The organism is Streptomyces sp. Da 82-17 (assembly GCF_046098215.1).
Taxonomy (GTDB): domain Bacteria; phylum Actinomycetota; class Actinomycetes; order Streptomycetales; family Streptomycetaceae; genus Streptomyces.
Window position 1 is genome coordinate 1 of sequence record NZ_JBJURH010000024.1, and the last position, 26,259, is coordinate 26,259.

The 26,259-nt window shown below is 73.0% G+C and carries 24 protein-coding genes and 1 pseudogene; 6 read left to right on the plus strand and 19 right to left on the minus strand.

Going from position 1 to position 26,259, the window contains the following annotated elements; genetic code table 11:
* The 8 genes and pseudogenes from ACIDOF_RS31125 to ACIDOF_RS31160 form a co-directional block, all read right to left on the minus strand.
* Positions 1-201, minus strand: a pseudogene (locus ACIDOF_RS31125) (amino acid transporter); the annotation flags it as partial.
* A 604-nt stretch (positions 202-805) separates the two neighbouring features.
* Entirely contained in the window at positions 806-1,957 is a 1,152-nt protein-coding gene (locus ACIDOF_RS31130; RefSeq protein ID WP_409009514.1) for a PQQ-dependent sugar dehydrogenase, read from the minus strand.
* A gap of 44 nt (positions 1,958-2,001) precedes the next feature.
* On the minus strand, positions 2,002-3,309 hold the full coding sequence (locus ACIDOF_RS31135; protein WP_409009515.1) for an SLC13 family permease: 1,308 nt from the start codon (positions 3,307-3,309) through the stop codon (positions 2,002-2,004).
* 237 nt (positions 3,310-3,546) lie between these two features.
* Positions 3,547-4,947 carry a diacylglycerol/lipid kinase family protein gene (locus ACIDOF_RS31140; RefSeq protein ID WP_409009516.1) on the minus strand — a complete coding sequence of 467 codons (1,401 nt, stop codon included), beginning with the start codon at positions 4,945-4,947 and terminating at the stop codon, positions 3,547-3,549.
* A 117-nt stretch (positions 4,948-5,064) separates the two neighbouring features.
* Positions 5,065-5,859 (minus strand): VOC family protein, encoded by a 795-nt coding sequence (locus ACIDOF_RS31145; protein ID WP_409009517.1) that lies wholly within the window; start codon positions 5,857-5,859, stop codon positions 5,065-5,067.
* A gap of 96 nt (positions 5,860-5,955) precedes the next feature.
* Positions 5,956-7,206 (minus strand): amidohydrolase family protein, encoded by a 1,251-nt coding sequence (locus ACIDOF_RS31150; protein WP_409009518.1) that lies wholly within the window; start codon positions 7,204-7,206, stop codon positions 5,956-5,958.
* A gap of 144 nt (positions 7,207-7,350) precedes the next feature.
* The gene (locus ACIDOF_RS31155; RefSeq protein WP_409009622.1) at positions 7,351-8,967 is read right to left on the minus strand and encodes an adenosine deaminase; all 1,617 of its coding nucleotides are present in this window, start codon (positions 8,965-8,967) and stop codon (positions 7,351-7,353) included.
* Between the two features lie 1,319 nt (positions 8,968-10,286).
* The gene (locus ACIDOF_RS31160) at positions 10,287-10,757 is read right to left on the minus strand and encodes a MarR family winged helix-turn-helix transcriptional regulator (RefSeq protein ID WP_409009519.1); all 471 of its coding nucleotides are present in this window, start codon (positions 10,755-10,757) and stop codon (positions 10,287-10,289) included.
* 119 nt (positions 10,758-10,876) lie between these two features.
* On the opposite strand from ACIDOF_RS31160, the gene ACIDOF_RS31165 reads away from it, so the two are divergent.
* Positions 10,877-12,016, plus strand: coding sequence for an NADH:flavin oxidoreductase (locus tag ACIDOF_RS31165; protein ID WP_409009520.1), 1,140 nt, complete (start codon positions 10,877-10,879; stop codon positions 12,014-12,016).
* Positions 12,017-12,095: 79 nt separating this feature from the next.
* Positions 12,096-13,034, plus strand: coding sequence for a hypothetical protein (locus ACIDOF_RS31170; RefSeq protein ID WP_409009521.1), 939 nt, complete (start codon positions 12,096-12,098; stop codon positions 13,032-13,034).
* A 429-nt stretch (positions 13,035-13,463) separates the two neighbouring features.
* Here ACIDOF_RS31170 and ACIDOF_RS31175 read toward each other — a convergent pair whose 3' ends face one another.
* The 4 genes from ACIDOF_RS31175 to ACIDOF_RS31190 form a co-directional block, all read right to left on the minus strand.
* Positions 13,464-14,165, minus strand: a complete 702-nt coding sequence (locus tag ACIDOF_RS31175; protein WP_409009522.1) for a DUF6766 family protein — start codon at positions 14,163-14,165, stop codon at positions 13,464-13,466.
* Positions 14,166-14,251: 86 nt separating this feature from the next.
* Positions 14,252-14,677 (minus strand): hypothetical protein, encoded by a 426-nt coding sequence (locus tag ACIDOF_RS31180; protein ID WP_409009523.1) that lies wholly within the window; start codon positions 14,675-14,677, stop codon positions 14,252-14,254.
* Between the two features lie 160 nt (positions 14,678-14,837).
* Entirely contained in the window at positions 14,838-16,664 is a 1,827-nt protein-coding gene (locus ACIDOF_RS31185; protein ID WP_409009524.1) for a thiamine pyrophosphate-requiring protein, read from the minus strand.
* Between the two features lie 133 nt (positions 16,665-16,797).
* A complete protein-coding gene (locus ACIDOF_RS31190) occupies positions 16,798-17,769 on the minus strand; it encodes a cation diffusion facilitator family transporter (RefSeq protein ID WP_409009525.1) in 972 nt (323 codons plus the stop codon).
* 221 nt (positions 17,770-17,990) lie between these two features.
* On the opposite strand from ACIDOF_RS31190, the gene ACIDOF_RS31195 reads away from it, so the two are divergent.
* Positions 17,991-18,407 (plus strand): cyclic nucleotide-binding/CBS domain-containing protein, encoded by a 417-nt coding sequence (locus ACIDOF_RS31195; RefSeq protein WP_409009526.1) that lies wholly within the window; start codon positions 17,991-17,993, stop codon positions 18,405-18,407.
* Between the two features lie 53 nt (positions 18,408-18,460).
* Positions 18,461-18,880, plus strand: a complete 420-nt coding sequence (locus tag ACIDOF_RS31200; protein ID WP_409009527.1) for a CBS domain-containing protein — start codon at positions 18,461-18,463, stop codon at positions 18,878-18,880.
* Positions 18,881-18,901: 21 nt separating this feature from the next.
* On the opposite strand, the gene ACIDOF_RS31205 is transcribed toward ACIDOF_RS31200, so the two are convergent.
* Together ACIDOF_RS31205 and ACIDOF_RS31210 are read right to left on the minus strand one after the other, a co-directional pair.
* A complete protein-coding gene (locus tag ACIDOF_RS31205; RefSeq protein ID WP_409009528.1) occupies positions 18,902-20,926 on the minus strand; it encodes a CocE/NonD family hydrolase in 2,025 nt (674 codons plus the stop codon).
* Positions 20,926-22,206: an acetyl-CoA carboxylase biotin carboxylase subunit family protein gene (locus ACIDOF_RS31210; RefSeq protein WP_409009529.1), complete on the minus strand. Its 1,281-nt coding sequence runs from the start codon at positions 22,204-22,206 to the stop codon at positions 20,926-20,928. The genes ACIDOF_RS31205 and ACIDOF_RS31210 overlap by 1 nt, the downstream gene beginning before the upstream one ends.
* A 182-nt stretch (positions 22,207-22,388) precedes the next feature.
* On the opposite strand from ACIDOF_RS31210, the gene ACIDOF_RS31215 reads away from it, so the two are divergent.
* Both ACIDOF_RS31215 and ACIDOF_RS31220 read left to right on the plus strand, forming a co-directional pair.
* Positions 22,389-22,589: a hypothetical protein gene (locus ACIDOF_RS31215; protein ID WP_409009530.1), complete on the plus strand. Its 201-nt coding sequence runs from the start codon at positions 22,389-22,391 to the stop codon at positions 22,587-22,589.
* A gap of 12 nt (positions 22,590-22,601) precedes the next feature.
* Positions 22,602-23,246, plus strand: coding sequence for a UdgX family uracil-DNA binding protein (locus tag ACIDOF_RS31220; RefSeq protein WP_409009531.1), 645 nt, complete (start codon positions 22,602-22,604; stop codon positions 23,244-23,246).
* Between the two features lie 132 nt (positions 23,247-23,378).
* Here the strand turns inward: ACIDOF_RS31220 and ACIDOF_RS31225 are convergent, their stop codons facing one another.
* From ACIDOF_RS31225 to ACIDOF_RS31245, 5 genes are all read right to left on the minus strand, one after another.
* Positions 23,379-23,507 carry an LPFR motif small protein gene (locus ACIDOF_RS31225; RefSeq protein ID WP_409009532.1) on the minus strand — a complete coding sequence of 43 codons (129 nt, stop codon included), beginning with the start codon at positions 23,505-23,507 and terminating at the stop codon, positions 23,379-23,381.
* Between the two features lie 41 nt (positions 23,508-23,548).
* Positions 23,549-23,776: a DUF6480 family protein gene (locus ACIDOF_RS31230; protein ID WP_409009533.1), complete on the minus strand. Its 228-nt coding sequence runs from the start codon at positions 23,774-23,776 to the stop codon at positions 23,549-23,551.
* Positions 23,777-23,881: 105 nt separating this feature from the next.
* Positions 23,882-24,928, minus strand: coding sequence for a HoxN/HupN/NixA family nickel/cobalt transporter (locus ACIDOF_RS31235; RefSeq protein WP_409009534.1), 1,047 nt, complete (start codon positions 24,926-24,928; stop codon positions 23,882-23,884).
* Between the two features lie 250 nt (positions 24,929-25,178).
* Positions 25,179-25,634 (minus strand): VOC family protein, encoded by a 456-nt coding sequence (locus ACIDOF_RS31240; RefSeq protein ID WP_409009535.1) that lies wholly within the window; start codon positions 25,632-25,634, stop codon positions 25,179-25,181.
* A 43-nt stretch (positions 25,635-25,677) separates the two neighbouring features.
* Positions 25,678-26,250, minus strand: a complete 573-nt coding sequence (locus ACIDOF_RS31245; protein ID WP_409009536.1) for a MarR family winged helix-turn-helix transcriptional regulator — start codon at positions 26,248-26,250, stop codon at positions 25,678-25,680.
* Positions 26,251-26,259 lie beyond the last annotated feature (9 nt).

The following is a 26,259-nucleotide window of genomic DNA, read 5'->3' on the forward strand; positions in this document are numbered from 1 at the left end:
CCCCGCGGCCGCGATCCCCGCACCGGAACCGACGAACAACCCGGCACCGATCACACCACCGATCGCGATCATGGACAGATGGCGGTTCTTCAACCCCGCCTTCAGGCCGTCGCCGGAATCGGCCGGGACAGCGGGCGAGGGGGTCTTGTCGGCGGCGCCGGACGGTGCGGCCACCTTGGTGGTCGTCGGTTGCTCGCTCATGGGTTTCCTCGGAGTTCGAAGGAGTCCGGGCCGTGCCGCAGCCGGGAGTTGAGGCCGTACGGCGGCAGGTTCGGACCCGCGCGGGGCTCGCAGAGCGCAGTGGACTGCGGACTGCGGGACTTCGGGGATTCGGGAAACACGGGAATTCCGGTGGGGACTGCTGTACGCGTCGGTGCGGGCGAGGTGCACCGGTCAGGCATACGAAGCGGAATCCTTGGTCCCTTCAGGGGCAAGACCGTAAGGCATGAATCACGAATTGAAAACTGCCCCTTCTCCGGAACAGGCCCTGCACGGCCTCCCGTTGTCCTGCGCGTTCCGGTGGACGGGCAGGTGGCGCCGGGTTTACCGGCCGGGAAAATCGAGGCACGTCTTGGTGCTCGCCCGCCTCGCCGTGCGTGACGTACGCCATAAGCGTTGAGCAGATGTATGAATCCTGTTTCTCAGGGCTCTTGCATCTGTCCATGGTGCGGTGGGAGCGGGCGAATCTACGGTCGCAGTACGCGGGAATACGCCGGGCAATCCTCGGCGCTCCCGGCCGTCAGGGCGGCCCAGGCACTGGGTCCGGCGAGACCTGACGGAGTCCTGCCCCTGTTGACTTTCCAGTTCACTTCTTTACGCGGACGCGGAGGACGCGGTCGTCGTCCGGTCCGGGGTCCCCGCGGCCGTCGGTGTTGTTGGTGAGCACCCAGAGCGTGCCGTCCGGTGCGGTGACGACGTCCCGGAGGCGCCCGTACCGGCGGGTGAAGTGCTCGGTGTACGTTCCCGGTTCGGCCAGCGGGACCTCGCGGAGGCGTTCCCCGCGCAGGTTCGCGATGTACAGGGACGACCCGGCGATCGCGATGCCGCTGGGGCTGGCCTCGACGGGCCGCCACTGCTGCACGGGGTCGACGAACGCGCCCTTCCCGTCCCCCTTCCCCTTCCCCTTGTCCTGCTTCTTCGCGATGCCCTCGACCTCGGGCCAGCCGTAGTTGCCGCCCGCCTCGATGACGTTGAGCTCGTCCCAGGTGTCCTGCCCGAACTCCGCGGCGTACAGGGTGCCGTCGTCGTCCCAGGCGAGGCCCTGCGGGTTGCGGTGCCCGTAGCTGTAGACCGGCGAGCCCGGGAACGGGTTGTCGTCCGGCACGCGGCCCTCCGGGGTGAGGCGGAGGATCTTCCCGGCGAGCGAGCGCCGGTCCTGCGCGCGGCCCTCCACCCCGGCGTCGCCGACGGTCGCGTACAGCATGCCGTCCGGGCCGAAGGCGAGGCGTCCGCCGTTGTGGAAGCTCGCGGCGGGGATGCCGTCGAGGATCTTGCGGGGCGGGCCCAGGCGCAGGGAGCCTGGCCGGCCCTTGATCTCGTACCGCTCGATGCGGTTCTCGACGATCGCGGTGTAGTACGCGTAGAGGTGGCCCTTGTGCACGGCCAGGCCCAGGAGGCCGCCCTCGCCCATGGGTCGGGCGTCGCCGACCTTGCCGACGGCGCGGGCTTCGCCGTCCCGGTCCAGCTCCAGGATCCGGCCCGAGTCGCGCTCGCTGACCAGCGGGGTGTCGCCGTGGAAGGCGATCGACCAGGGGGCTTCGAGGCGGTCGGCGACCGTGCCGGGGCGGCCCAGGGAGGGGGAGGCTGCGGAGTTGCCCGGGCTTGCGGTGCGCGGGCCGTTCCGTGGCGTCTCGCTCGTACAGGACGCGAGCGGGAGGGCGAGGGCTGCGGCGACGGCCAGGAGCACGAACTTCCGTACAGGAGCGCCCAGTTGAGGCTTGCGCCGTCGCTCAGTCATGGGAGGAAGTATGCGCGGCCCTGCTACGGATGGCCACCGCCGTCTCACATCGGCATGAGCGCGAACGCCCAGGCGGCGAGGGGCGCGAGGAGCACGATCAGGCCCGCGTACACGAGCATGCGCTGGTAGAAGGCCTCGCGGTGGTCGGCGTCGACGTTCGCGAGGACGAGGGCGCCGTTGGTGGAGAAGGGGCTGACGTCGACGACGGTGGCCGCGATGGAGAGCGCCGCGGCGACGCCGATCACGCCGAGCTCCCCGGACTCCATCAGCGGGGCGGCGATGGCGACGGCGATGCCGATGGTGCCGATCGACGAGGCCAGCGCGGAGACGACGCCGGACAGGTAGCAGAGCAGGAGCACGGCGAGGAGGGGGGAGCCGAGCTCCATGATGGCCTTGCTGGTGAACTCGACGGTGCCCGCGGTCTCCAGCACGTTGATGTACGTGATGACGCCGCCGACCAGCACGACCGTGCTCCAACTGACGTGTGTCAGCGACTCCTTGGCGTCCGTCGGGTTCACCACGGCGAGGACGGCGGCGACGGTCGTCGCGAGGATGCCGATGTCGATGCCGAACGCGACCGTGCCGACGACCATGGCGGCCAGGCCGGTGAGGGTGACGAGCTGGTGGACGGTGGGCGCGTTCGAGCGGCGCAGGGCGTCGGGGTTCGGGGCATCGGGGTTCGGCGCGTCGGCGTTCGAGGCGTCGGGGCTCGGGGTGTCTGCGGTGGGGGCGTCGGTGATCGTCTCGCGGCGCCCGAAGAGTGCGCGCCCGCCCATCGTCACGTACACGAGAAGCGCGATGACGGTGTTGAAGACGAAGGAAGTGGCGAACAGGGCAAGGGTGTTGACGGGGAGGTCCCGGGACTCCAGGAAGCCGTTGACGAAGACGCCGTACACGCTCAGCGGGGAGAACGCACCGGCCATGCCGCCGTGGACGACCATCATGCCCATCATCAACTGGTCGATCTTGTAGCGGCGGGCGAAGGGGATGGCGAGCGGGGCCACGCAGGCGATGGCGAAGATCGCGCCGATGGACATGAGGAGCCCGGTCAGCGCGAAGAAGATCCAGGGCGCCGCCGCCACCTTGCCGCGGACGAGCCGGAGCCCCCAGGTCACCAACAGGTCGACGGTGCCGTTGCGTTGGGCGAACCCGAACAGGAAGGTCAGCCCCATGAGCGCGACGAACAGGTCCACGGGGAACCCGGCGAAGAGGTCCTCGGCGCTCATTCCCACCGCGAGCCCGCCCACGGCGAACGCGGCCGCGAGCCCCAGCACCCCCAGGTTGACGGACCTCACCGTGCCGACGACGAATATCAGCACGAGCACAAGGATCGTCAGCACTTCAACGCTCATACGACGGCTCTCCGACAGGACTTCGGCCCAGGGCAGGGCAGGGCGAGGCACGGCAGGGCAAGACAAGGCAAGGCACAGCGGGGCACAGCACACCAAGGCGTGGGGCCGACCGCTCCCACCGAGATGTCGATCAATCGTGCGAGAAGGGTCGGCGCAGGTCAACAGGTGTGAACGGACGTGAACCACGGTGAACCGAGCACCTGTTGGCGGGCCGCGCACCCCGAGTCGCCCGCGCCGCTATCCCCCGCGACGCTTCGTGCGGCCCGGCGTGGTGAAGGCCAGGTCGAGGACGCGGTGCCAGTCGACGCGTGGGGGCGGTGTGGGGGCGCCGGGGCGGGTGCGGGGGACGACGACGCGCAGGGCGCGGGGGCGGACGGTGCACACGACCGGTACGGGGAGCCGGAGGGCCTCGCCGTCGACGGCCACCGGGATCGTGTCGGCGTCGGCGTTCACCTCGACGCGGCGGGCGGTCGTGACGGTCAGGGCCGCGGACTGGGAGCCGCGCATCGCGAGGTCGGCGGCCTGCGCGGCGGTCTCCACACGTACCCCGAGCACGCCGAGCACCCCTGCGTCGAGCCGCGGCCGCCGCCCCACGCCGCCGAACACGTCCGGGGAGGTGTACGGGTTGTTGCTCACCAACAGCGCCTGCCTGCCGTCCAGTTCCGTGTCACCGGCACGCGCCGTGAGCTGTCGTACGCCCTCGCCGAGCAGCAGGTCCGGCATGAGGGCGAGGGCCGTGCCGGCCTTGTCGTCGCGGTACTCGGGGCGCTGCACGACGTCCGCGTACACCCCGAAGGAGACCGTGTTGACGAAGGCGCGGCCCGACACGTCGCCCAGGTCGACGCGGAGTTCCTCGCCGTCGGTCAGCGCGTCCAGGCAGCGGGACGGGTCGGCGCGGTCCAGGCCGAGGTCCATGGCGAAGTGGTTGCGGGTGCCTGCGGAGATCACCAGGAACGGCAGACCGTGCTCGGCGGCGACCGCGGCCACCAGCGCCTGCGTGCCGTCGCCGCCCGCCACGCCCAGCAGGTCCGCGCCCTCCGCGACCGCCTCGCGCGCGAGGACGGTGATGTCGGCCGGTTCGTCCGGGTCGAGCAGGATCACCCGCGCCCCCAACTCCTCGGCGCGCGCGACCAGTTCGAACCGTCCGACCTTCCCGCCGCCGGAGCGCGGGTTCATGACGATCACCGGCCGCTCGGGCCGGGCCGCCCGTACGATGCGCCGCCTGCGTCGCGGCCGCGACCGTACGAGGGCCGCGCGGGCGCAGGCCAGTGCCGCGGCCCAGCACAGGACGAGGACGAGGGCCGTCCGCCACAGCCCGTTGAGCGCGAAGAACACGACGACCCCGGCGGGCGCGGCGAGGGCGAGCAGCGCGCCGAACAGCCGCACCGCTCCCCGGTACGCCACGAACCACCACACCCCCGCGGCGCACAGCACAAGCCCGAGCAAACCCGCGCCGACCACTTCGAGGCCGCCTTCCCCGACGGCCAGTCCGAGCACGACCAGCGAGCCGACCGCCGCGAGCACCGCAAGCCGCGCCAGCCAGCGCGCGACCCGGCTCACTCTGCCGCCCACGGCGCCGCTGCGGCGTGCCCCGCCCGCGTCGCCCGCGTCGCCCGTGCTGTCCGTCCTCCTGCCCATGGGGTCCTCTCCGTACCGCCCCTGCCCACGGGGGCCGAGGCACCAGCCTGCCCAGGTCCGAGGGGACGGGCATCCCCCGCGGGGCCGTGCGGATGACTCCCGAGCCCCGCGGTCCCGCTAGCGGGGTCCGCGTACGGCGAACTCGTTGCCGTCCGGGTCGAGCAGCACCGTTCGGCGGTCGTCGGCCGCGTCGGTTTCGGTGCGCGTCGCACCCAGCGCCAGCAGACGGTCCAGTCCCGCCTCCCAGACGTCCTCGGCGTCGGCGTCGGCGTCGGCTTCGGGATCGGGAACGGCGGGGAAGGTCAGCTCTAGGAGCAGCCGGTTGGGGCCCGTCTTCGGCGCCACCGGCGGGCCGCCCCAGGTGAGCTTCGTGCCGCCGTGCGGCGACTGGATCGCGGTCTCCTCGTCCTGGTCCCAGACCAGCGGCCAGCCGAGCGCCTCGCTCCAGAAGTAGCCGACCTTCTGCGTGCCGTCGCAGGCGAGCGCTCCGAGCTGGCCGGTGCCCGCGAGGAACTTGTTGCCGGGCCCGATGACGCAGAGCTCGTTGCCGTCCGGGTCGGCGAGCACCACGTGGCCCTCTTCCGGGAGTTGGCCCACGTCGATGTGCCGGCCGCCGAGCTCCAGCGCCCTGGCCACGATCCGCCGCTGGTCGTCCGGCGAGGTGCTGGTGAGGTCGAAGTGGGCCCGGTTCTGGCCGTTCTTCGGCACCCGGCCCGGCAGGAAGCGAACCGGGAACCAGGCGGCGTCCGCATCCGCATCCGCGTCCGCGTCCGCGTCCGCGTCCGGGGGCACGATCGTGACGCCCGCCTCCGGGTCGTCGGCCCGCTCCCAGCCCAGCAGCCCGGACCAGAACCGGGCCAGTTCCGCGGGCCGGTCCGTACGGAAACAGACCGCCGAAAGTCGCCCGCTCACCTCCCGTCCCCCAGGCCGACCCCCGTGCCGGTCTCCGCGCTGAACCCTGTGCTGTGTCGCGTCCCGTGTCATACGTTCCCCCTTCGCGCCCTCACCCTACGGGCGCCGGTGGATCGCCCCCTCCTTCATCACGAAGTCCACCCGCCCCGTCACCTCGATGTCCGTGAACGGATCCCCCGGCATCGCGATCACGTCGGCGATGCGGCCGGGGGCCAGGGTGCCCAACTCGGCTTCCAGGCCGAGGAGTTCGGCGGCGACGCTGGTGGCCGCCCGCAGGGCACGGGCCGGGGTGATGCCGGTGGAGACCATCGTGGGGAACTCCCGCCAGCCCTCCTCGTGCGGGAACATGCCGACGTCCGTGCCGAACGCGATCCTGACCTCGCTGGCGGCGACGGCGTTCGCGCCGTCCAGCAGGGCCGCCCGGTGCTCGCGGAACTTGCGCCGCTTGTAGTCCGGCTTGTCCGCCCAGTAGGCGTCGTCGTCGACGCGCCGGGCGTCGTCGAGAACCGTGAACTGGGTCGGCACCAGGAACACCCCCTCGTCGACCATCAGGCGCAGCGTCTCCGCCGTGACCAGGTTGCCGTGCTCGATGCTGCGCACCCCGGCGCGGACGGCCCGTCGCACCCCTTCGTCGCCGTAGCAGTGCGGGGTTGCCGGTCGGCCGAGGTCGCGGGCGGTGGCGACCAGGGTGTCCATCTCGTCCTGGCTGTACGTGACTTGGGCCGGGTCGTCGGACGGGCTGGAGAAGCCGCCGGTCGCGCCGAACTTGATCCAGTCCGCGCCCGCCCTGATCTCGGTGCGCACCCTGGTCCGGATCTCGTCGCAGCCGTCGGCCGCCGCAAGTTCGAGGAGGCTGGGGCGGCCCTGGTACTGGCGGTCGATGGCCCCGCTGAAGTCGCCGTGTCCGCCGCGCGCCGAGATCAGGTGCGGCGCGACCAGCATCCGCGGCCCGTCGATGAGTCCGGCGGCGATCGCGTCCCGCAGGTCGACGGTGTTGTATCCGGCGTCCGCGGTCGTCAGGTCGCGGATCGTGGTGAAACCGCTCCTCAGCATCGTCCGGAGCACGGGAATCGCCCGCAGCGCGACCGCCACCGAGGACGAGGCCAGCGCCGGGAAGAGGGCCGGGGTGAGCGTGACGTGCGTGTGGCAGTCGATGAACCCGGGCGTCAGCGTGTGCCCGGACAGGTCCACGACCTCGGCCCCTCCCGGCGGCCCGACCGTCTCCCCGACCTCCTCGACGGAGACGATCCGGTCGCCCTCCACCAGCACGTCCCGCTTGCCGGCCGGCGCGTCGGCCACGCCGTCCCACACGGTCGCGCCGGTCAGGAGAGTCGTCGTACGGGCCATGCGGTGCCTCCATGCGGTTCGGGCTTCGTGTGGGGGGGGTGAGTCTGGGAGAGCGCGACGGTCCGGCCCGCAGACTCACCGGGCCGGACCGGATCGACGACGCGGGCCCGTCTGCCCGTACCGCAGGCAGGCGGGCCCTGCGCGTCACATGCCCGCGCGCGACCCCGTCCAGGGGCGCCCGGGGCGGAACGCGCGCTCGAACTCGTACAGGGCCGCCTCCTGGCGCCACTGCAGCCGGGCCTTCTCACTGCCTTCGAGGAGCGAACGGCAGGCCGGGTGGGGCGGGAGGGCGCCGGGGCGGGAGCCGAGGCAGGCGGTGGCGAAGCGGTGCCCGTCCCGCGTCGGGTTGCCCCGCCACAGGCTGCGCCCGGGCAGGAAGGCGTACTCCAGCGAGGCCCGCGCCAGGTCCTTGAGCTCCGGGTACGACAGGTCGTACGTCTCGGCCGCGTACCGGTACTCGTGGCTGATGTCGACACGGCTGATGCCCGGGTCGTCGGTGGCGAGGACGACGGGCACGCCATGGCGGCGGTACGTCTCGAAGGGGTGCTCGGCGCCGCGTACGCCGAGGATCTGGGCGTTGCTGGTGAACGGCACCTCGACGGCGACCTCGCGCGCCGCCATCGCGTCGGCCGTGCGCTGCCAGTCGTCCTCGTGGACCAGGTCGACGCCGTGGCCGATGCGCTCGGCGCGGGCGACGCCCACCGCCTCCTTGATGTGGAACTTCAGGTCCTCCGGCTTGACCAGGCCCGGCCACAACTCGCCCGCGTGCAGGGCGACATGGGCCTTCGGGTAGACGCCGCGCAGGTACTGGACCATACGCATCTGCAGCCGGTAGTCGCGCAGCGCGCGCTCGCCGTCCTCGGGCTGGACGAGGTTCACGGCGACGAACCGGCCGTCACGCTCGGCGAGGCGCATGCCGAGGGCGAGTTGGGTGAAGACCCGCTCGGGCGCGGCGCCGCGCGACACCTGCGAGATCCAGCGCACGGGCAGCTTGCAGCCGGGCCGCGCCTGCGCGGTGCCGCAGCGTGCCGCCGCGCGGAACTCGGCGTCGGCGTCGTCGGCCTCCCTGCCGGCCTCGGCGACGAGCCGGTCCAGGCGTCCGCCGGCGAGGAGTCGGCGGTGCAGCCCGGCGAGGTCCGGGTTCCAGCCGACGTCGGCGGCGAGCTTCTTCGCGCCGTCCGAGGCCGGCGTGACCATGGTCTCCAGATACGACTGCCGCTGCCCGGCCGCGTTGTCGGCGACCTCGGCGAGGAGCTTGCCGCGGTTGCGCCACGTCACCTCCCCGAACTTCCCGAACGCGTCGAAGAAGTGGTCGTGCCCGTTCCCGTCCGCCGGGAAGTCCTGCATGGACCAGGCGCGTACGAGGGCGTCGTGGAAGTCCTGGTCGGTGCGCGCGTCGGCGGCCGGTCGGGTGCCCTCGGCGCAGGGCGGGGACACGGCCGTCATGGTCGTGGTGTCCACGCACAGGCCGTCGTCCGCGGCGAGCTCGATCAGGTACTCGGTCGACACCGCGCCCGACAGGTGGTTGTGCAGGTCGGCGCCCTTGGGCAGCTTCCGGAAGAAGTCGTTGAGCAGCCTCGGCCGGTCCTTCACGCCCTGCAGGTACGCGTCCGTCGCGGCCTCGCTCGCCGACGCCGGGAGGGGCGGCGGCGCGGCGGCTCCCCCGGCCCCGGACGGGGCGGCGGGGGCGGCGGGGGCGGCGGCCGCGGAGGCCGGGGGCAGCACCAGCGACGAGAGGACCGCGCCCGCGGCGAGGACCACGGCGACCGAGGTCCGGGCGGACCTGACCGACCTGGCAGGGCTGGCAGGGCTGAAGCGGCCGGTGGGGAAACGGTGTTGGAGATTCACCGGGTCATGATCGACAGCCCGGGGCGGGGCAGGCCGCAACGACACCGCCCGTCCCGCCGAGCCGCGCGCACGCCACCCGGGCGGCCGTAACGAACACCCCGAACCGGGCCAGCCCTCGGGCTCGGGCTCGGGCCCCGGTTCGGGCTCGGGCTCCGGTTCGGGCTCGGGCTCGGGCTGCGGCTCGGCCCCGGAGACCGGTTCCGGATCCCCCGAGGTCCGGTTCCGGTTGTGCCTGGAGGCCCGGCTCCGGATCGGGTCCGCCGAGGTCCCGCTCTGGAGTGGTCCCGAGGGCCGGATTCGGCTCAGTCCCGAGATCCCGCTCCGGATCGATGTCCGACTACTGCTCGGGCCCCGGGGGCCGGTTCCGGATCGGGTTCCCCGAGGTCCCGCTCCGGATCGGTGTCCGGCTGCCGCTCGGGGGCAGGGTCCGACTCGGGCTCCGGTTCGATCCTGGACTCCGGCCCGGGTCCGCCCCGAAGTCCGGATCCGGCCCGGAACCGACTACCGCTCAGGGGCGACGCCCCACTCGGACTCCAGCCCGACCCCGGGCCCCGGCCCCGGTCCAGCCCGGAAGTCCGACTCCGGCTCGGGACCGACTACCGCTCGAGCCCCGGGGTCCGGCTACCGCTCGGTCCAGCTACCGCTCGGGCTGCGGCTCCGGCTCGGCCCGAGGTCCGGTTCCGGGTCGCCCCCACGAGGTCGCGCTCTGGAGTGGCCCCGAGGGCGGATCCGGATCGATGTCCGACTACTGCTCGGGCCCCGGCGTCCGGCTACCGCTTGGTCCAGCTACCGCTCGGGCTCGGGCTACGGCTCCGGCTCCGCCCGAGGTCCGGTTCCGGATCAGGCCCCGAGGTCCGGTTCCGGATCGGGTTCCCCGAGGTCCGGCTCCGGCTCGGTCCCGAGGTTCCGCTCCGGATCCGTGTCCGGCTGCCGCTCGGGGTCGGGGTCCCACGCGGGCCCCGGTTCGATCCTGGACTCCGGCCCGGGTCCGCCCCGAAGTCCGGCTCCGGGGCGGGGGCCGACTGCCGCTCAGGGGCGACGTCCCCCTCGGACTCCTCGATCCCGGACTCCGGCTCGGAACCGACTACCGCTCAGGGGCGACACCCCACTCGGACTCCAGCCCGACCCCGGATTCCGCCCCCGGTCCACCCCCGGTCCAGCCCCGAAGTCCGACTCCGGCTCGGGACCGACTACCGCTCGGGCCCCGGGGTCCGGCTACCGCTCGGGGCCGGCTACCGCTCGGGCTGCGGCTCGGGCTCGGGCTCCGGCTTCCGCTCCGGTTCCGTGCTGAAGACCCGGTCCAGGAGCGCGTACAGCGTCCCCCGCTCCTCGTCGTCGAGGCGGGCGAGGCCGTTCTGGGTGGTGTGCATCTTCGCGCGGATCGCGTCGGTGACCCGCTCGCCCTCGGCCGTGAGGACGACGGTCTTCACGCGCCGGTCGGCGGGGTCGGGCTCGCGGCGGACCAGGCCGCGCTTCTCCAGCCGGTCCACGATCCCGGTCATGTTGGAGGCGTCGCAGGTCAGCGTCGTGGCCAGGGCGCGCATCGCGGCGGGGCCCCGGCGCAGCACGGTCAGCGCCTTGCCCTGGCTGGCGGTGAGGTTCTCGCTCGCGGCGGCGACCGTGAAGTCGCCGTAGTAGACGCCGAGCGACACCGAGAGCAGCTCCATGAGCTGGGCGGTGTCGGCGCGGGCGGGTCCTGTCATGGCGGTCAACCTACCCAGGAAACTTGACGATCTCAAATATTCGTATCTACGGTCTCACTCGGCGCCAATACCTGAAGTTCTCAAGCATCAAGGTAGTCAAGTACCTGCGAGGAGCACCCGTGACCGTCTCCGCCTCCCCCGCCTCGTCGTCCGCGTCCCGCGCGGCAGAGATCCTGTCCCGGCCGATCGCCCTGAACGGCCTGACCGTCCCGAACCGCATCGCCATGGCGCCGATGACCCGGATGTTCTCCCCGGGCGGCGTGCCCGGCGAGGACGTGCGGTCGTACTACGCGCGCCGTGCCGCCGCCGGTGTCGGCCTGATCGTCACCGAGGGCACGTACGTCGGCCACGAGTCGGCGGGGCAGAGCGACCGGGTGCCGCGGTTCCACGGTGAGGAGCAGCTCGCGGGCTGGGCGAAGGTCGCCGAGGACGTGCACGCGGCGGGCGGGACGATCGTGCCGCAGCTGTGGCACATCGGCATGGTCCGCAACCAGGGCGACGCCCCGTACCCCGACGCCCCCGCGATGGGCCCCTCCGGCATCCGCGTCGACGGCACCGAGGGCGCCGGCAAGGCGATGACGCGGCAGGACCTGGACGATGTGATCGGCGCGTTCGCCACGGCCGCCGCGGACGCCGAGCGCATCGGCTTCGACGGCGTCGAGCTGCACGGCGCGCACGGCTACCTCCTCGACCAGTTCCTGTGGGAGGGCACGAACCGCCGCACCGACGCGTACGGCGGCGACCCGGTGGCGCGTACCAAGTTCGCCGCCGAGATCGTGGCCGCCGTCCGCGCGGCCGTATCGCCGGAGTTCCCGGTGCTTTTCCGGTACTCGCAGTGGAAGCAGGAGGCGTACAGCGCCCGGCTCGCCGAGACGCCCGAAGAGCTGGAGGCGATCCTCGCGCCGCTCGCCGCGGCCGGTGTCGACGCCTTCCACGCCTCCACCCGCCGCTACTGGCTCCCGGAGTTCGACGGCTCGGACCTCAACCTGGCGGGCTGGACGAAGAAGCTCACCGGGAAGCCGACGATCACGGTCGGCTCGGTCGGCCTCGACGGCGACTTCATCCGCGCGTTCGCGGGCGAGGGCGCCCCGGCCCGCGGCATCGACGACCTGCTTGACCGCCTGGAGCGCGACGAGTTCGACCTGGTCGCCGTGGGCCGCGCCCTGCTGCAGGACCCGCAGTGGGCGGCGAAGGTGCTCGACGGCCGGTTCGAGGAGCTCAAGCCGTACGACGCTGCCGCGCTGAAGTCGCTGAGCTAGCCCCCGCCCGGGCCACCCTGTGTGTCGGCCGGGCCGCCGCGACGTGCGGGGTGGTCCGGGTCGGCGGAGTGTGGGAGGCATGGGCAGCGGCAAGCGGAGCGGGTCGGCGCGCGGAGGCGGGGCGCGGAGCGGGCAGCGGGACGTGGGGGCACTCCTCGACGAGCTGTACGCGACCCCGCCGCCCGACTTCGTGGCCCGTCGCGGCGAGCTGGCCGCCGAGGCGAAGGCGGACGGCCGTGCGGAGGACGCCCGCCGGCTGCGTGCCGCCCGCCGTCCGACGCTCGCGGCGTGGGCGGCGAACCTGCTGGTACAGGCGGAGCCGTCCGACTGCGAGCGGTTCCTCGCCCTCGGGCGGGCGCTGCGCGAGGCGTACGGGTCGTTGGACGCCGACGAGATCAAGCAGCTGTCGGCGCAGCGGGGCGAGGTGGTCGCGGCGTTGTCCCGGCAGGCCGTAGCGCTGGCCCGGGACGCCGGTCACCGGTTGTCGGACGCGGCGCAGCAGGACGTCGTGTCGACGCTGCGGGCCGTGCTCGCCGACCAGGAGTCGGCGGAGCTGTGGGCGACGGGCCGCCTGGAGAGCGCGCTCACCCCGCCGTCGGAGTTCCCGGCCTCCGCTCCCCCGGAGGCTCCTCGGCGGGAACGGAAACCCCGCAAGACCGCCCCCGTACGGGACGAGCTCGCCGAGCGGCGGGAACGCCGGGAGAAGGAGCGGCTCGCGACCGCCCGCAAGGCAGCGGCGGAAGCCGCCAGGAGGGCCGACAAGGCACTGGAGCGGCAGCGCACCGAGGAGGACAAGGCGGAGTCCGCGCTCAGGCGGGCCCGTGACCGCCACGCCCGCGCCCGCGACCAAGTGGCCGAGGCGGAGCGGCAGTTGCAGACCGCCCGCGAGGCACTCCACCAGGCCGAGCAGGGCCGGCGGGACGCCGAGCGACGAGCGGAGCAGTCCGCCGAGGCCACCGCCCGCGCCGAACGAGAGGCTCGGGAGGCGGCCGAGGAGGTGGAGCGACTGGGCGAATAACGGCCACGGACCAGGGCGGTCGCCTGGTGACCGCGCACGGCGGGAACCGCGTGCCACCGCGCAGCGCCTCGGCAAGCCGACGAGGATCACCGGGCCGCCGGTGAGGCGGAACGCATGCCGAGCCTCCTCCGGCGAACGAGGACAACCGCCCCCTACGCGAGGGCCTGGCGCCCGGCGCACCGACCCCGCGGGACGTGGCGGCCGCGCCGCGGGGAACCGCATCTGCCGCGCCTGTGCCTCTCACCCCCGGCCCCTGGACGTCGGCGACCCGCCGCACAGTACCGACCAGCGGGACACCGGCCCCGCGCCCGAACGCACCCCCGAACGCACCCCCGCCGCACAACGCCCCGCGACCGCCCGCCGCACAACTCCGCGCCCCACCGCCGAACTCCGAGCCCCGCCCCGAGCCCCGAGCCCCGCTGCGAGGCGTCAGCCCTCGATGTTGGTCGCCCGGTGGGCCGCGCCGACCGGCTTGGACTCCGGGGAGCCGCGCTGGCGCAGGTAGATGGACAGCACCGCCATCGAGGCGATCGCGAGCAGCTCGGACTGCCAGTTCTGGAGGGTGCGGTTCCAGAAGTCGGCGGACAGGACATAGTCCGACCAGTCGAGCGGGTCCTGGAGTTGGCGCAGGCGCTGCTCGTTGTGCGCGGCCGCCCCGCTGATCGACTGGGCGAGCCAGGACAGGACGAACACCCCGCCCATCACCAGGCCGAGCGAGTTCGAGTAGACCCGCTGCCGGATCCCGCCGACGCGGGCCCAGCGCGGGGAGTCGGGGCGTGCGTACGGGCCGACGCGCTGTTCCTCGTCGGTGCCGCGCCCCGCGTCCTCGACGTCCTTCGACTCCGGTGAGCCGCGCTGCACGAGCCATACGGTGAGCAGGATGTAGAGGAAGAACTGCAGGTACTCGGACTGCCAGTTCTCCATCGTGTCCACGGCGAAGTCGGAGGACGTGACGTACGCGCCGAGGCCGACCGGCTCGAAGCCCTCCGCGGCCAGCTCGTTGTTGAAGTCCGCGTGCCCCGCGAAGGCCTGGCCGACCAGGGCGAGCAGGAACGCGATGCCGAAGACCAGGCCGAGGCTGTTGCCCTTGACGGAGCGGAGCAGGCGGCCGGGGGTGGTGCGGTCCGTCATCGCTGCAGCGCTCCCAGGGTGATGCAGTACGTGAGGCCCGCGGCGATCACCAGCAGGCACAGGGTGAACATCGTCTTCACCGGCCCTCACCCGCCCTGGAGGACGCAGTCGTACGGCTGTCCCGGCCGGGGCGCGCACCCCGCGGCGACGACACGCCAGCCCGCGCCCGCGTCCTCGCCGGGTTCGCCCTCGCCGGGTTCGCCGGGTTCGCCGGCTTCGCGGGTGAGGAAAAGGGTGTCCTTCGCGAGGACGACGCGGGCCTGCCGGCCGTGCACGTCGACGCGGTCGACCGGGCCGGACGGGTCGAGCTCCTCGTCAAGTACCGCTCGGGGGCAGGGTAGTTGGGCCTGCTTCTCCAGCTCCTCCAGCGTGCCGGCCGCCAGCAGTCCGCACACCCCGGACGCGTCCCGCGCCTGCCAGGCCCGCTCGAAGGCCCGCGCCGCCGTCGAGGCCCCGGCCCGCCGGGCGTCGAGGTCCCCGCAGCCCGCCGCGCCCACCAGAACCACGGCCACGCCAACAGCCGTACGCCAACGGCCTCTTCCTCTTCCCGGCACCCGGGACCTCCCGTTCCACGCCCGTGGCCGTCGACGTTAGCCAGGCGGCGGGGCGGCGGGGCACGGCACGCCGTGGGGGCGGGGCTTTCCGACCCTTCCGGTCATCCGGCCCTTCCGGTCAGTCGCCGTCCGAGCCGCCCGGCGGGCCTTCACGGTGCCGTCCGCCGGGCAGGAACTCCTGCACCTTGGCCTTCAGGCCCTGCTTGACCACCGAGCCCCGGTCGCTGTCCCCGCGTACGATCGCCGCCGCGGCGGACTCGATCTGCTGGAGCGAGGCGTGCGGCGGGATCGGCGGTACGGCCGGGTCGGTGCGGAAGTCGACGACGAACGGCCGGTCGGCGGCGAGCGCCTGCCGCCAGGCGTCCTCGACCTGCTGCGGCTTCTCCACCCGGACCCCGCGCAGGCCGATCCGCTCGGCGATGTCCGCGTACGGGACGTCCGGGATGAGCTGGGACGCCTCGAACTGCGGGGCGCCCTCCAGGGCCCGCATCTCCCAGGTGACCTGGTTGAGGTCGCCGTTGTTGAGCACGGCCACGACAAGCCGGGGGTCGCTCCACTCGCCGCGGTACTTCGCCGCAGTGATCAGCTCCGCCATGCCGTTCATCTGCATCGCGCCGTCCCCGACCAGGGCGACGGCCGGCCGGTCGGGGTGGGCGAACTTGGCGCCGATCGCGTACGGGACGCCCGGCCCCATCGTCGCGAGGGTGCCGGAGAGCGAGCCGCGCATCCGGCCGCGCATCCGCAGGTGCCGGGCGTACCAGTTGGCGGCGGAGCCCGAGTCGGCGGTGACGATCGCGTCGTCCGGGATCAGGTCGTCGAGCGCGTGCACCACGTACTCGGGGTTGACCGGGTCCGCGTCGACCGCCGCCCTGCGCCGCATGACCTCCCACCAGCGTTCGACGCCGTGCTCCAGCTCGTCGCGCCAGGTCCGGTCCTCCTTGCGGCGCAGCCGGGGCAGGAGGCGGCGGAGGGTCACGCGGGCGTCGCCGACGAGGTTCACCTCGAACGGGTAGCGCAGGCCGATCATGTGCGGGTCGATGTCGATCTGTACGGCCCGCGCCTGGTCGAGCCCGGGCATGAACTGCGTGTAGGGGAAGCTCGATCCGACCATCAGGAGGGTGTCGCAGCCCTGCATGAGCTCGTACGAGGGGCGGGTGCCGAGCAGGCCGATCGCGCCGGTCACGTAGGGCAGGTCGTCGGGCAGGACGTCCTTGCCGAGGAGGGCCTTGGCGACGCCGGCGCCGAGCACGTCGGCGGCCTCCTCGACCTCGGCGCGGGCCCCGCGTGCGCCCTGGCCGACGAGCAGCGCGACCTTCTCGCCGGCGTTGAGGACCTCGGCGGCCCGGTCCAGGTCGTCGTCGGCGGGTACCGGCGCGGAGCTTCCCAGGCCCATGCTGGAGGGCACCATCTTGAAGGCGTGCTTCGGCGGCCGGTACGGCAGGTCCTGCACGTCGGCGGGGATGACGACCGCGGTGACGGTGCGGCGGGCGAGGGCGGTGCGCAGGGCGCGGTCGATGAGGTTGGGCAGCTGCTCCGGGACCATGGCGGTGGCGCAGAAGTCGGAGGCCACGTCCTTGAACAGGTTGGGCAGGTCGACTTCCTGCTGGTAGGAGCCGCCGATGGCGCTGCGGTCGGTCTGGCCGACGATCGCGACGACCGGGACGTGGTCGAGCTTCGCGTCGTAGAGGCCGTTCAGGAGGTGGATGGCGCCGGGGCCCGAGGTGGCCGCGCAGACGCCGACCTCGCCGGAGAACTTGGCGTAGCCGACGGCCTCGAAGGCGGACATCTCCTCGTGGCGGGACTGGACGAACCTCGGCCGGTCGCCCGCCCGGCCCCACGCCGCGAGCAGGCCGTTGATGCCGTCTCCCGGGTAGGCGAAGACGTGGGTGACGCCCCAGGCGTCCAGTCGCCGGAGTACGTGGTCGGAGACTTTCTCGCTGCCCATCGGCGGTCGGCCTGCCTTCCTGTCTGCTCGGTCCTGGGCCTGCCCTCTCGGTCGCCGCTGGCCAGGTTCCCGTACGCGGGCGGCCGAAACGGGGGGCTTCAGGGGTGGCCCGAGGCGTGCCCCCGGGGGTGGTTCAGATGCGGCCGCCCATGGCCGAGGAGGGCAGGGACTCGTCGAGGCCGGGCGCCTCGGTGATGTCGAGGAACACGAACGCGGCCTGCGGCCACTTCGCGGTGATGCGCCGCTTGAGCCGCACACAGACCAGTTCGACCTCCTCGCTGTCCAGCCCCGGCACGAGGTCGACGCGGGCGGCGACCAGCACGGAGTCGAGGCCGAGCCGCATGGTCAGGAGGGCCGCGACGTTGTCGATCTCGTCCTGGGCGGCGAGGAAGTCCCCGATGGCGGTGCGCAGTTCCGTGTCGACCGCTTCGCCGATCAGCCGGTCCCGGGCCTCGCGGGCCAGCCGGTACGCCACGCACAGCAGCAGCGCCCCGATCACCAGGGACGCCCCGGCCTCCCAGACGACCCGGCCGGTCACGAGGTGCAGCACGATGCCGACCGTCGCGACGAGCACGCCGACCACGGCCGTCGTGTCCTCCGCGATCACCGTGCGCAGGGCGGGGTCCGCGGCGCCGTCCCGGCGTCGTCGTGCCTGGTGGAGGGCGCGCAGCAGGGAGGATCCCTCGGCGAGGAGGGCGACGCCGAGCACGGCGAGCACCGCCTCGTAGCCCGCCGCCGACTCCGGCCCGCCCGAGCGCAGCGCGTGCACGCCCTGGTACGCCGAGAAGCAGCCGCCGACGACGAAGATCGCCACGGCCGCGAGGAGAGCCCAGAAGTAGCGTTCCTTGCCGTAGCCGAAGGGGTGGCGGGCGTCGGGCGGGCGTCTGCTGCGGCGTACGGCGACGAGCAGGAACACCTCGTTCAGGCAGTCCGCGACCGAGTGGGCCGCCTCCGACAGCAGGGCGGGCGATCCGGCCAGGAACCCGGCGACCGCCTTGGCCGCTGCGATCACGAGGTTGGCGGTGAGGGCGACGAGGACGGTGATCCGCGTCCGTACGTCCCTGGCCGCGGGGTTCCGTGCTCGACGCCCCTCGTTGTCGGTCACCAGAGCAGCCTCCAGGACGCTGTGGGGCCGGCGCGTCGGCCGCACGGTCGCGCGCCGAGGGCGCCTGCCTTCCTCTCCCCGGTTGCCCTGTTGAGCTGCGTTCATGCGCGGGCGGCGGGGCCGCGTACGGGACGGGGCGGGCGTTGGAGCGGGGCGCGCGGGGGTACTCGGCGAGCAGGCGCGGCGACAGGGCCGGGCCACGGTCCGACAGGGGAACCGACATGATCAACGACGTGCGGGACATCATGGCCGACGCTCCGACCGCCGTGGACGCGCGTGCGTCCGTGACCGCCGTGGCGCAGGTGATGCGGGAGCGGGGCACCGGACTGGTGATGGTGGTCGCCGACCGCGAACTGGTCGGTCTGGTCGACAAGCACGATCTGGTCGAGGCGGTCGGGGACGGCGCCGACCCGCGGCGCGTGCCGGTGGCGCGGGCCGTGCCGCGCGAGGCGGTCACGGTGCGGGTCGACGAGGACGTACGGCAGGCGGGGCGGCGCATGCGGGCCGCGTCGGCCAGGTACGCGGTCGTGGTCGCCGCCGGGGAGCCGGTGGGGCTCGTCCGCGCCGCCGACGCCGCCGCGGCCGCGCCCTCCGCGCCCCCGGTGGCGCCCACGCCGGACCTCCACGGCTCTCCTTGACCGCCACGTACGAGCCCCCGGTGCCCGCGGGTACCGGTCGCGAAGGAGGAATCATGCCTCAGCAGGTGCGCGAGATCATGACGACGGACCTCGTCACCGTCGCCCCGCTGACCTCGGTCATCGACATCGCCCAGCTGATGCGCCGGGACGATGTCGGCGACGTGCTGGTGGTCGACGACGGGCGGCTGCGCGGGGTGGTGACCGACCGGGACCTCGTCGTCCGGGTCATGGCCGAGGGCGGCTCCATCAACGACCGGACCGCCGCCACCGCCTGCAGCAGCGACGTGGCCACCGTCTCGCCGGACGACGACGTCGACCGGGTCATCGGCCTGATGCGGGAGCGTTCGGTGCGCCGGATCCCCGTCGTCGAGGGTGAACGCCCGGTCGGCATCGTGTCGTTGGGCGATCTGGCCGTCGAACGGGACCCGGACTCCGCGCTCGGCGACATCAGCGCGGCCCGGCCCAACGAATGAGGCTCACCGCACGGACAGGGCTCAGAGCAGGTCGCGTCGGACCGTCTCGTACCAGTTGCGGGAGTAGACGCGGCGCGCGCCCTCGTAGCCGTCGAGCTGGGCGTCGAGCTGCAGCTCGTCCGCCGTGCAGGTGAGGGTCGTGCGGGTCTCGGTGCGGACCTGCCAGTCGCCGCGTGTGAACGTCATGGTGGTCTCGACGCGGCCCCACACGGACGTGAAGTCGTCGGCCACCGACCCGTACCGCTGTGCGACGTGGTGGCCGACTTCGAGGTCGATGTCGTCGAGCCGGATGACGCCCGCGTCCTTCACCACCCGCAACTCCGAGCGGTAGCCGACCAGGTCGCGGGAGACCGTCCACTGCTGGTCGCCCGGGGCGAGCCGGGTCACCGGCAGCGGTGTCGCCCCCTCGGGTTCCTCGAACGGCCGCAGTGCCGCGTCGGCGGCCGGGTCCGGCGGGCGTTCCGGGAGCAGCAGCCGGCTCGCCCCGGTGTGCACGGTGAGGCGGACGGGCCGCGGCGGGGGCCAGGCGAGCGGCCAGTACGAGGTCGACAGGGAGAGCCGGATCCGGTGGCCGGGCGGGAACGCCTGCGCCACGGCGTTGAGGGGGACCCGCACCCGGTACCGTTCGCCGGGCACGAGCGGCTCGGGCTCCTCGTCCCCGTCCCGGTGCGTGAGGTTGAGCAGGCCGAAGGTGACCCGGGTGGCGCTGCCGTCGGGGCGGACGTCGGAGAGCCGGGCGGCGATCATCGCCACGGGTTCGCTCACCGACACCTCCAGCTCGACGGCGGGCCTGCCCACGATCTCCAGCCGCTCCTCCAGCAGGTCGGAGTTGAACACGAGCGAGCCGCCGTCCTCCTCGCGCTGGTCGTACGGCAGGTCGGGCGGGGCCGCGTACGAGCACCACTTGCCGGCGAACTGGCCGACGGACAGGGGCGATTCGACGGGCAGGTCCTGCGCCGGCGGCGACTCGTCCGGCTCGGCCAGGCGGTGGTCGGCGAGCGGCAGGGCCCGTACGACGGTGTGCGGGGAGGGCCAGGAGGGTTCGCCGACCCAGCGGCCGGGGCGTTCCTCGTACGCGGTGGACGGGGCGACGCTGTCCTGCAGCCACACGCGGAGCATCGGCTCGTCGGGTTCGCTGTCCGGCTCGTCCTTCAGCCACCGGTTCCACCAGCGGACGACCTCCTGGAGCCAGCCGATCGCCGGGCCGGGTTCGCCGAGGTGCGGGTACTTGTGCGACCAGGGGCCGACGAGTCCGCGGCGCGGCACGTCCAGGTGCTCCATGAGGCGGAACACGGCGTTGGAGTAGCCGTCCGCCCAGCCGCTCACCGCGAAGACGGGCACCTGCACGTCGCTGTACTGCTCGCACACCGAGCCGAACTTCCAGTAGGCGTCGCGGCGTTGGTGCTGCAGCCACTCGTGCAGCCAGAGCCCGCTGCCGTCGAGCCGTTCGAACCACATGTCCCGCCAGCGTTCGCCGACCAGGGCCGGGTCGGGCGGGCAGGAGGTGCGGGCGAACATGACGCCGGACTCGGAGATGTTGTCGGAGAGCAGGCAGCCGCCCATGAAGTGCATGTCGTCGGCGTACCGGTCGTCGGTGAAGGAGGCGATGACGACGGCGCGCAGGCTGGCCGGTTTGCGGGCGGCGACCATCAGGGCGTTGAAGCCGCCCCAGGAGATGCCCATCATGCCGGTGCTGCCGTCGCACCAGGGCTGTTCGGCGGCCCAGGCGAGGACGTCCTCGGCGTCCTGCAGCTCCTGTTCCAGGTATTCGTCCGTCAGCACGCCCTCGGACTCGCCGGTGCCGCGCAGGTCGACGCGGAGGCAGGCGTAGCCGTGGCCGGCGAGGTAGGGGTGGTGGACGGAGTCGCGGACCGCGGTCAGGTCGCGTTTGCGGTAGGGGATGTACTCGACGACGGCCGGTACGGGATCGTCGTCCGAGGACACCGGCCGCCAGAGCCGCGCGGCGAGCCGGGTGCCGTCGGGCATCGGGATCCACAGGTGCTCGTCCTCGCGTACGGGGAAGGGGAGATGGCGCACTTCGCGCATCAGGGGACCTCCTCGACGTGGAAGCCCAGGGCGGACACGCACTGGTCGTACTTGCGGCGCAGCTCCTGCTCGTCGTGGGCTCCGATGTAGAGGTGGGCGAGTTCGTAGCTGTAGCTGTCGTGGGTGTGCGGGGCTTCGGAGAGCCGGGTGCCCGCGTCGACCAGGGGCCGTACCCGTACGCCGTCCAGGTCGGCCTCCAGTTCGGCGATTTCGGCGTCGCCGGCGCGTGCGGTGACCGTGCCGTCGGTGAAGCGCCGCAGGAACCATTTGGCGGCGACCTCGAACCTGCCCTGCCGGAAGGGGAGTTGGGGGTTCTCGCCGAGGGCGAGCCGGATCATGCAGTGGTGGTTGGCGATGCCGTCGACGAGTTCGAACAGCTCCGCGTGGGACTGCGAGTGGCGGGGGTTGATCTCCAGGAGGCTGAACCTGCCCTTCTCGGGGAGGCAGAAGTACTCGACGCAGAACGTGGCGTCGTCGAGCCCGAACCGGGAGATCACGCGTTTGGTGACGTCCTCCAGCTGCCGCACCAGGTGCGCGGGCAGCGACGAGGGGTACTGGTAGCGCAGGAAGCTCGACTTACCGGGGTACGGGACGGAGTCGACGACGCCGTAGACGGTGACGCGGCCGCCCTGGCTGTAGCCCTCGACCGTGGCCTGGGCGCCGGACAGCTCCTCCTCCGCCAGACAGGCGCGCGGCCCGGCCGCCTCGATCTGCTCGGGGAGCGGGACCAGGTCGAGGACGTCGGCGAGCCGGTCGCCGATGGCTCCCGCCTCGTCCCGGATCCGCGCGAGCGCCGCGTCGAACTCCTTACGGTCGGCGGCGCGCAGGGCGAGCTGGGAGGCGTACGACTTCACGGGTTTGAGCCACACCGGGAACGGGATGTCGTCCGGCACAGTGTTCTCCTCGTCCGGGTCGACGAGCGCGAACCAGGGCACCTCGTCCATGACCTCGCGCTGTTCGAGGCGGCTCCAGTACTTGTGCTCGCACTTGAGCACGGCCTCCAGGTCGGGGCCGCGCAGGCCGTGCCGGGCGCAGAGCAGCGGCACCATCAGGCTGACCGGGAAGTCCCAGTACCCGACGATCGCGTCGGGCTCGGCCTCCGCCCGGGCCAGGACCCGCTCGGCGCGTTCGAGCAGTGCGGGCACCGGGGTCTCGGCGTCCTGCAGCTCGGCACGGGTCAGCAGGCCGTGGAAGCGGTACGGGTCGGCGCCCGGGAGTTTGCGGAGTGTCGCCAGGTTCTTGTCGTCGAGCCCTAGGACATGGATGTGGGAGCTCGCCATGGACGCCGGGTAGCCGCGCGGCGCCGCCCGAAACACCCCGGCGGTCCGCGGGGCCGCACTGTTTCGGAACCGCTGAGCTGGTGACCCACCCGTTAGTACGCGCAGTACGTACGTGCCGCGAGAGAGCCGCGCGTACGGGTCGAGAGCGAGCAGTACGTACGTGTCGAGAGAGGTGAGGTGAGATGTCGAACCCGCAGTCTCCGTCGGAGCGTCGGGACGGCCGGAGTGCGGCCACGCCGCTGGAACAGGCCAAGAACAAGGCCGGCATGGACCGCAGGGCGCCCGGCGGCACCGAGCATGCGCACGGCACGGACAAGGGCCGCAAGGGCGGCGGCGAGGGCGGCGGGGTTCCGCCCGACCAGCAGCCGGACCACCCCGAGTGAGCCGAGCCCCCGGTGCCCGGCCCCGAGGCGTACGACGCGACGCCCTTCGTCCCGGAGGGCGCCCGCATCGGCGAGCTGCGCGAGGCGGCCGCGGGGTGCGAGGGGTGCCCCTTGTTCCGTGACGCCACGCAGACGGTGTTCGGCCGGGGGCGCCTCTCCGCGCGCGTCGTCCTGCTCGGCGAGCAGCCCGGCGACCAGGAGGACCGGCAGGGCGAGCCCTTCGTGGGACCGGCCGGGAAGCTGCTGCGGCGGGCCTGCGCGGAGGCGAGCATCGACCCGGACGACACGTACGTGACGAACGCGGTGAAGCACTTCAAGTTCGAGCTGCAGGAGGAGCGCGGCAAACGGCGCATCCACAAGCCGCCGACCCTGCGTGAACTCTCGGCCTGCCACCCCTGGCTCACGGCCGAACTCCACCTGGTCAAGCCGGAGTTGGTGGTCGCCCTTGGCGCCACCGCGGGCAAGGCGCTGTACGGTTCCGGCTTCCGCGTGACGCAGGAGCGGGGCTCCGTGCTCGACCCGCCGGACGGGCTGGAGGCCGACGCCGTCGTGGCGACGATCCACCCGTCGGCGGTGCTGCGCGCGGGCGACAACCGCGACGAGGTGTACGCGGGCCTGGTGGCGGACCTGCGGGTGGCGGCGGGCGCGCTGGGCTGAGCGGCCGGGTGGGGCGTCCATGTGGCTCGGCCCCTGCCCGCTGTCGAACATGGGACCCGCCCGCTGCTGCCGGGCGGGTCCCTCCGCGTTGATCGGCGCCGGGCGGGCCCCCTCCGCGTTGTTCCTGGGACGTCAGTGCCTGCCGTGGGTGCTGTCCGCGGCCCCGCCGAAGAGGCGGGCGACGGCGCGGAAGGGCAGGGTGACGACGGTGGCGATGGCTCCGCCGATGGACCGGAGCACGTCGGCGATGGCAGTCAGCATGAGTCCTCCTCGTGCACGCGCGGGCCCCGTGGGAGGGGCGGCTAGGCCAGCAGGGACACGGCCATGGCGATCAGGCCGACCGCGACCAGGACGGTCACGACGACGATCAGGGCGATGGGCATGGCGCCCCAGCCCTTGCGCAGCTCGCGCTGCGGATACGAGATGCCGGCCGAGGTTCCCGCCTCACCGGGCGGGGTCTCACCTGGGGGAACTCCCCCGCCCGCGTCGAGGCCGGGGGTCCGCTCCGGCCCGGGATCAGGCCCTCTCATGACGCACGCTCCTCTCGTCACGTCCCCCTGGGAGTCGGGTACCCACGGATACGGAACCCACGTACGAGGAGAAGCGGAAGCCGGGACGGGGCCCGACCGGGAGGCTCAGCGTTCGGTGCGGCCGGGCGCGGCCGGGGCCGTCCCGGTCCACTTCTCCTCGATGCGCCCGAACCGCCACACGGCCAGGGCGACGGCCCAGGTCAGCAGGAAGAGGCCGACGATGGTGAAGCCGACGTAGTCCAGGTCCAGGGAGGCGATCCACGCCAGCGGTCCGGACTCGATGCCCAGGCGTTCGACGAGGAGCCCGGTGAGGACGAGGACGCCGATGACGAGGGCGACGGTGACGGACAGCACGGTCACGGTGAGGTTGTAGAAGACCTTGCGTACGGGCTTGAGGAACGCCCAGGCGTAGGCCCGCGACATGAGGACACCGTCAGCGGTGTCGAAGAGGCTCATCCCGGCGGCGAACAGCACGGGCAGGACCAGGATCGCGTACCACGGCAGGACGTACGCGGCCGAGCCCGCGGCGAGGACGAGGAGGGCGACCTGCGTGGCGGTGTCGAAGCCGAGGCCCATGAGCAGGCCGACCGGGTAGAGGTGCCAGGCCTTGCTGACCCGTTTGGTCGCGCGGGCGAGGAGGCGGGCCAGGAAGCCGCGGTTGTCCAGGTGCCGTTCCAGCTCGGCCTCGTCGTACTCCCCGGCGCGCATCTTGCGGAAGACCTTCGCGATGCCGACGGCGGCGGCGAGGTTCAGCAGGCCGATGAGGAGCAGGAAGGTCCCGGCGACGATCGTGCCGATCAGGCCGAGGAGCTGGGCGGTGTCGGAGTTCTCGTTCTGCACGACGCCCGCCACGGAGCGCACGCCGAAGGCGAGCAGCAGGCTCGCCACGAAGACGACGGAGGAGTGCCCGAGCGAGAACCAGAAGCCGGCGCTCACGGACGGCTTGCCCTCGCCGACGAGTCTGCGGGTGGTGTTGTCGATGGAGGCGATGTGGTCGGCGTCGAACGCGTGCCGCACACCGAGCAGGTAGGCCGTCAGCCCGACGTTGACGCCGAGGACGCCCGCACTGCCCAACTGGTAGCCGTGCGGCGCGACGGCGAAGATCAGCACGCCCCACCCGACGATGTGCAGCAGCACGACGAAAGCGCTCATCCCGCCGATGGACCGCCACTCGGCGGGCGAGAAGGCGGCACGAAGGCTGCCGCCCGCTCGGCCGGCCGATCCGGATGCGGAGGCCGACGCGGATGCGGATGCCGATGGGGATGCGGCTGCGGCTGTGGCTTTCGGTGAAGCGCTGGAGACCATCGATCCTCTGATCCTCATCGGAAGAGCCCGGACTGCGGCCCACTCGCGGGGCTTATTGCAAACTATTCGCAAGTGGGCCTGGCGGGCAATGCCGGTCTCAGCCTCCGGACGACTCGTCGACGGCGGGCATGGGCTCGCCGCCCGGGTGCCACTTGTCGAGGAACGCGGCCTGCCGGGCGATGTCGACGAGTTCGACGCGGGCGCCGACGCTGTCCATCCGGTGGTACGCGAAGGGCCGGCCGTAGGGGCAGCCGGAGAAGTCCTCGGGCAGGCCCGCCTCCGCCAGCCGCCGCGCACCGCGCCGCAGGTCGGTTGTCCAGAAGCCGATGTGGTCGAACCTGGCGCCCTCGGCCGCGTCCCAGGGGCTGCCCGGCGGCCCCTCGATGAGCTCGATGAACGGCGGGCCGCCCGTGGTGAAGACGATGCGGTAGTCCCACTCGCCGAGCCGGTCGGCCAGGGGCTCGCTCCACTCGACCCCGGCCGCCCGCTCGAAGTCCCGCATGGCCTGCTCGATGTCCGGGACGACGAAGCACACGTGATAGAAGGCAGTCATCCGCCCATGATCGACCACTCCGGCGGCCGGGCGCGGAGTTCGACTACCCCTCCGCCTCCACCCCTGCCGCCCCCTCCCCCGCCGCGAGCGTCGTCGCCAACCGGCCCAGCAGGTCCGCGAGTTGGGCCTGGGAGCGGTCGTCCAGGCCTGCGAGGAGGCGGCGCTGGTTGGCGAGATGGGTGGCGATGAGGGTGTCGGCGAGCTCGACGCCCTCCGCGGTGAGGGTGACGAGGCGCCCCCGGGAGTCGTGCGCGGCGACGGATCTGCTCACGAGGCCGCGCGCCTCGAGCCGGTCGACGCGCTTGGTGACGGCGCCGGTGGTGACCAGGACCGTACGGCTCAACTCCCCCGCCGACAGGGCGTAGGGCTCGCCGGAGCGGCGGAGTGCCGCAAGGACGTCGAAGTCGCCGTTGCCCAGGCCCGCCTCGGCGAAGGGTGGACGCAGGCGCTGGTCGAGTACGCCGGTGAGCGCGAAGAGGCGTCCGACGACGAGCATCGGGGTCGGGTCCAGGTCGGGGCGTTCCCGCTTCCACTGGTCGACGATCGCGGCGGTCGGGTCGGCGACGCCGCCCGCCTCGTCGGCCGTCTCGTTGGTCTTGTCGGCTTCGTTCTCCATGACCGTTGA

Bases quoted from the DNA above. Each gene is read 5' to 3' on its own strand.
- ACIDOF_RS31150 (WP_409009518.1), bottom strand. From the start codon at position 7,206: ATGGCCCGTACGACGACTCTCCTGACCGGCGCGACCGTGTGGGACGGC.
- ACIDOF_RS31210 (WP_409009529.1), bottom strand. From the start codon at position 22,206: ATGGCGAGCTCCCACATCCATGTCCTAGGGCTCGACGACAAGAACCTG.
- ACIDOF_RS31240 (WP_409009535.1), bottom strand. From the start codon at position 25,634: ATGACTGCCTTCTATCACGTGTGCTTCGTCGTCCCGGACATCGAGCAG.
- ACIDOF_RS31185 (WP_409009524.1), bottom strand. From the start codon at position 16,664: ATGGGCAGCGAGAAAGTCTCCGACCACGTACTCCGGCGACTGGACGCC.
- ACIDOF_RS31245 (WP_409009536.1), bottom strand. From the start codon at position 26,250: ATGGAGAACGAAGCCGACAAGACCAACGAGACGGCCGACGAGGCGGGC.
- ACIDOF_RS31225 (WP_409009532.1), bottom strand. From the start codon at position 23,507: ATGCTGACTGCCATCGCCGACGTGCTCCGGTCCATCGGCGGAGCCATC.
- ACIDOF_RS31170 (WP_409009521.1), top strand. From the start codon at position 12,096: ATGGGCAGCGGCAAGCGGAGCGGGTCGGCGCGCGGAGGCGGGGCGCGG.
- ACIDOF_RS31205 (WP_409009528.1), bottom strand. From the start codon at position 20,926: ATGCGCGAAGTGCGCCATCTCCCCTTCCCCGTACGCGAGGACGAGCAC.
- ACIDOF_RS31140 (WP_409009516.1), bottom strand. From the start codon at position 4,947: ATGGGCAGGAGGACGGACAGCACGGGCGACGCGGGCGACGCGGGCGGG.
- ACIDOF_RS31215 (WP_409009530.1), top strand. From the start codon at position 22,389: ATGTCGAACCCGCAGTCTCCGTCGGAGCGTCGGGACGGCCGGAGTGCG.
- ACIDOF_RS31160 (WP_409009519.1), bottom strand. From the start codon at position 10,757: ATGACAGGACCCGCCCGCGCCGACACCGCCCAGCTCATGGAGCTGCTC.
- ACIDOF_RS31130 (WP_409009514.1), bottom strand. From the start codon at position 1,957: ATGACTGAGCGACGGCGCAAGCCTCAACTGGGCGCTCCTGTACGGAAG.
- ACIDOF_RS31235 (WP_409009534.1), bottom strand. From the start codon at position 24,928: ATGAGCGCTTTCGTCGTGCTGCTGCACATCGTCGGGTGGGGCGTGCTG.
- ACIDOF_RS31230 (WP_409009533.1), bottom strand. From the start codon at position 23,776: ATGAGAGGGCCTGATCCCGGGCCGGAGCGGACCCCCGGCCTCGACGCG.
- ACIDOF_RS31195 (WP_409009526.1), top strand. From the start codon at position 17,991: ATGATCAACGACGTGCGGGACATCATGGCCGACGCTCCGACCGCCGTG.
- ACIDOF_RS31200 (WP_409009527.1), top strand. From the start codon at position 18,461: ATGCCTCAGCAGGTGCGCGAGATCATGACGACGGACCTCGTCACCGTC.
- ACIDOF_RS31135 (WP_409009515.1), bottom strand. From the start codon at position 3,309: ATGAGCGTTGAAGTGCTGACGATCCTTGTGCTCGTGCTGATATTCGTC.
- ACIDOF_RS31175 (WP_409009522.1), bottom strand. From the start codon at position 14,165: ATGACGGACCGCACCACCCCCGGCCGCCTGCTCCGCTCCGTCAAGGGC.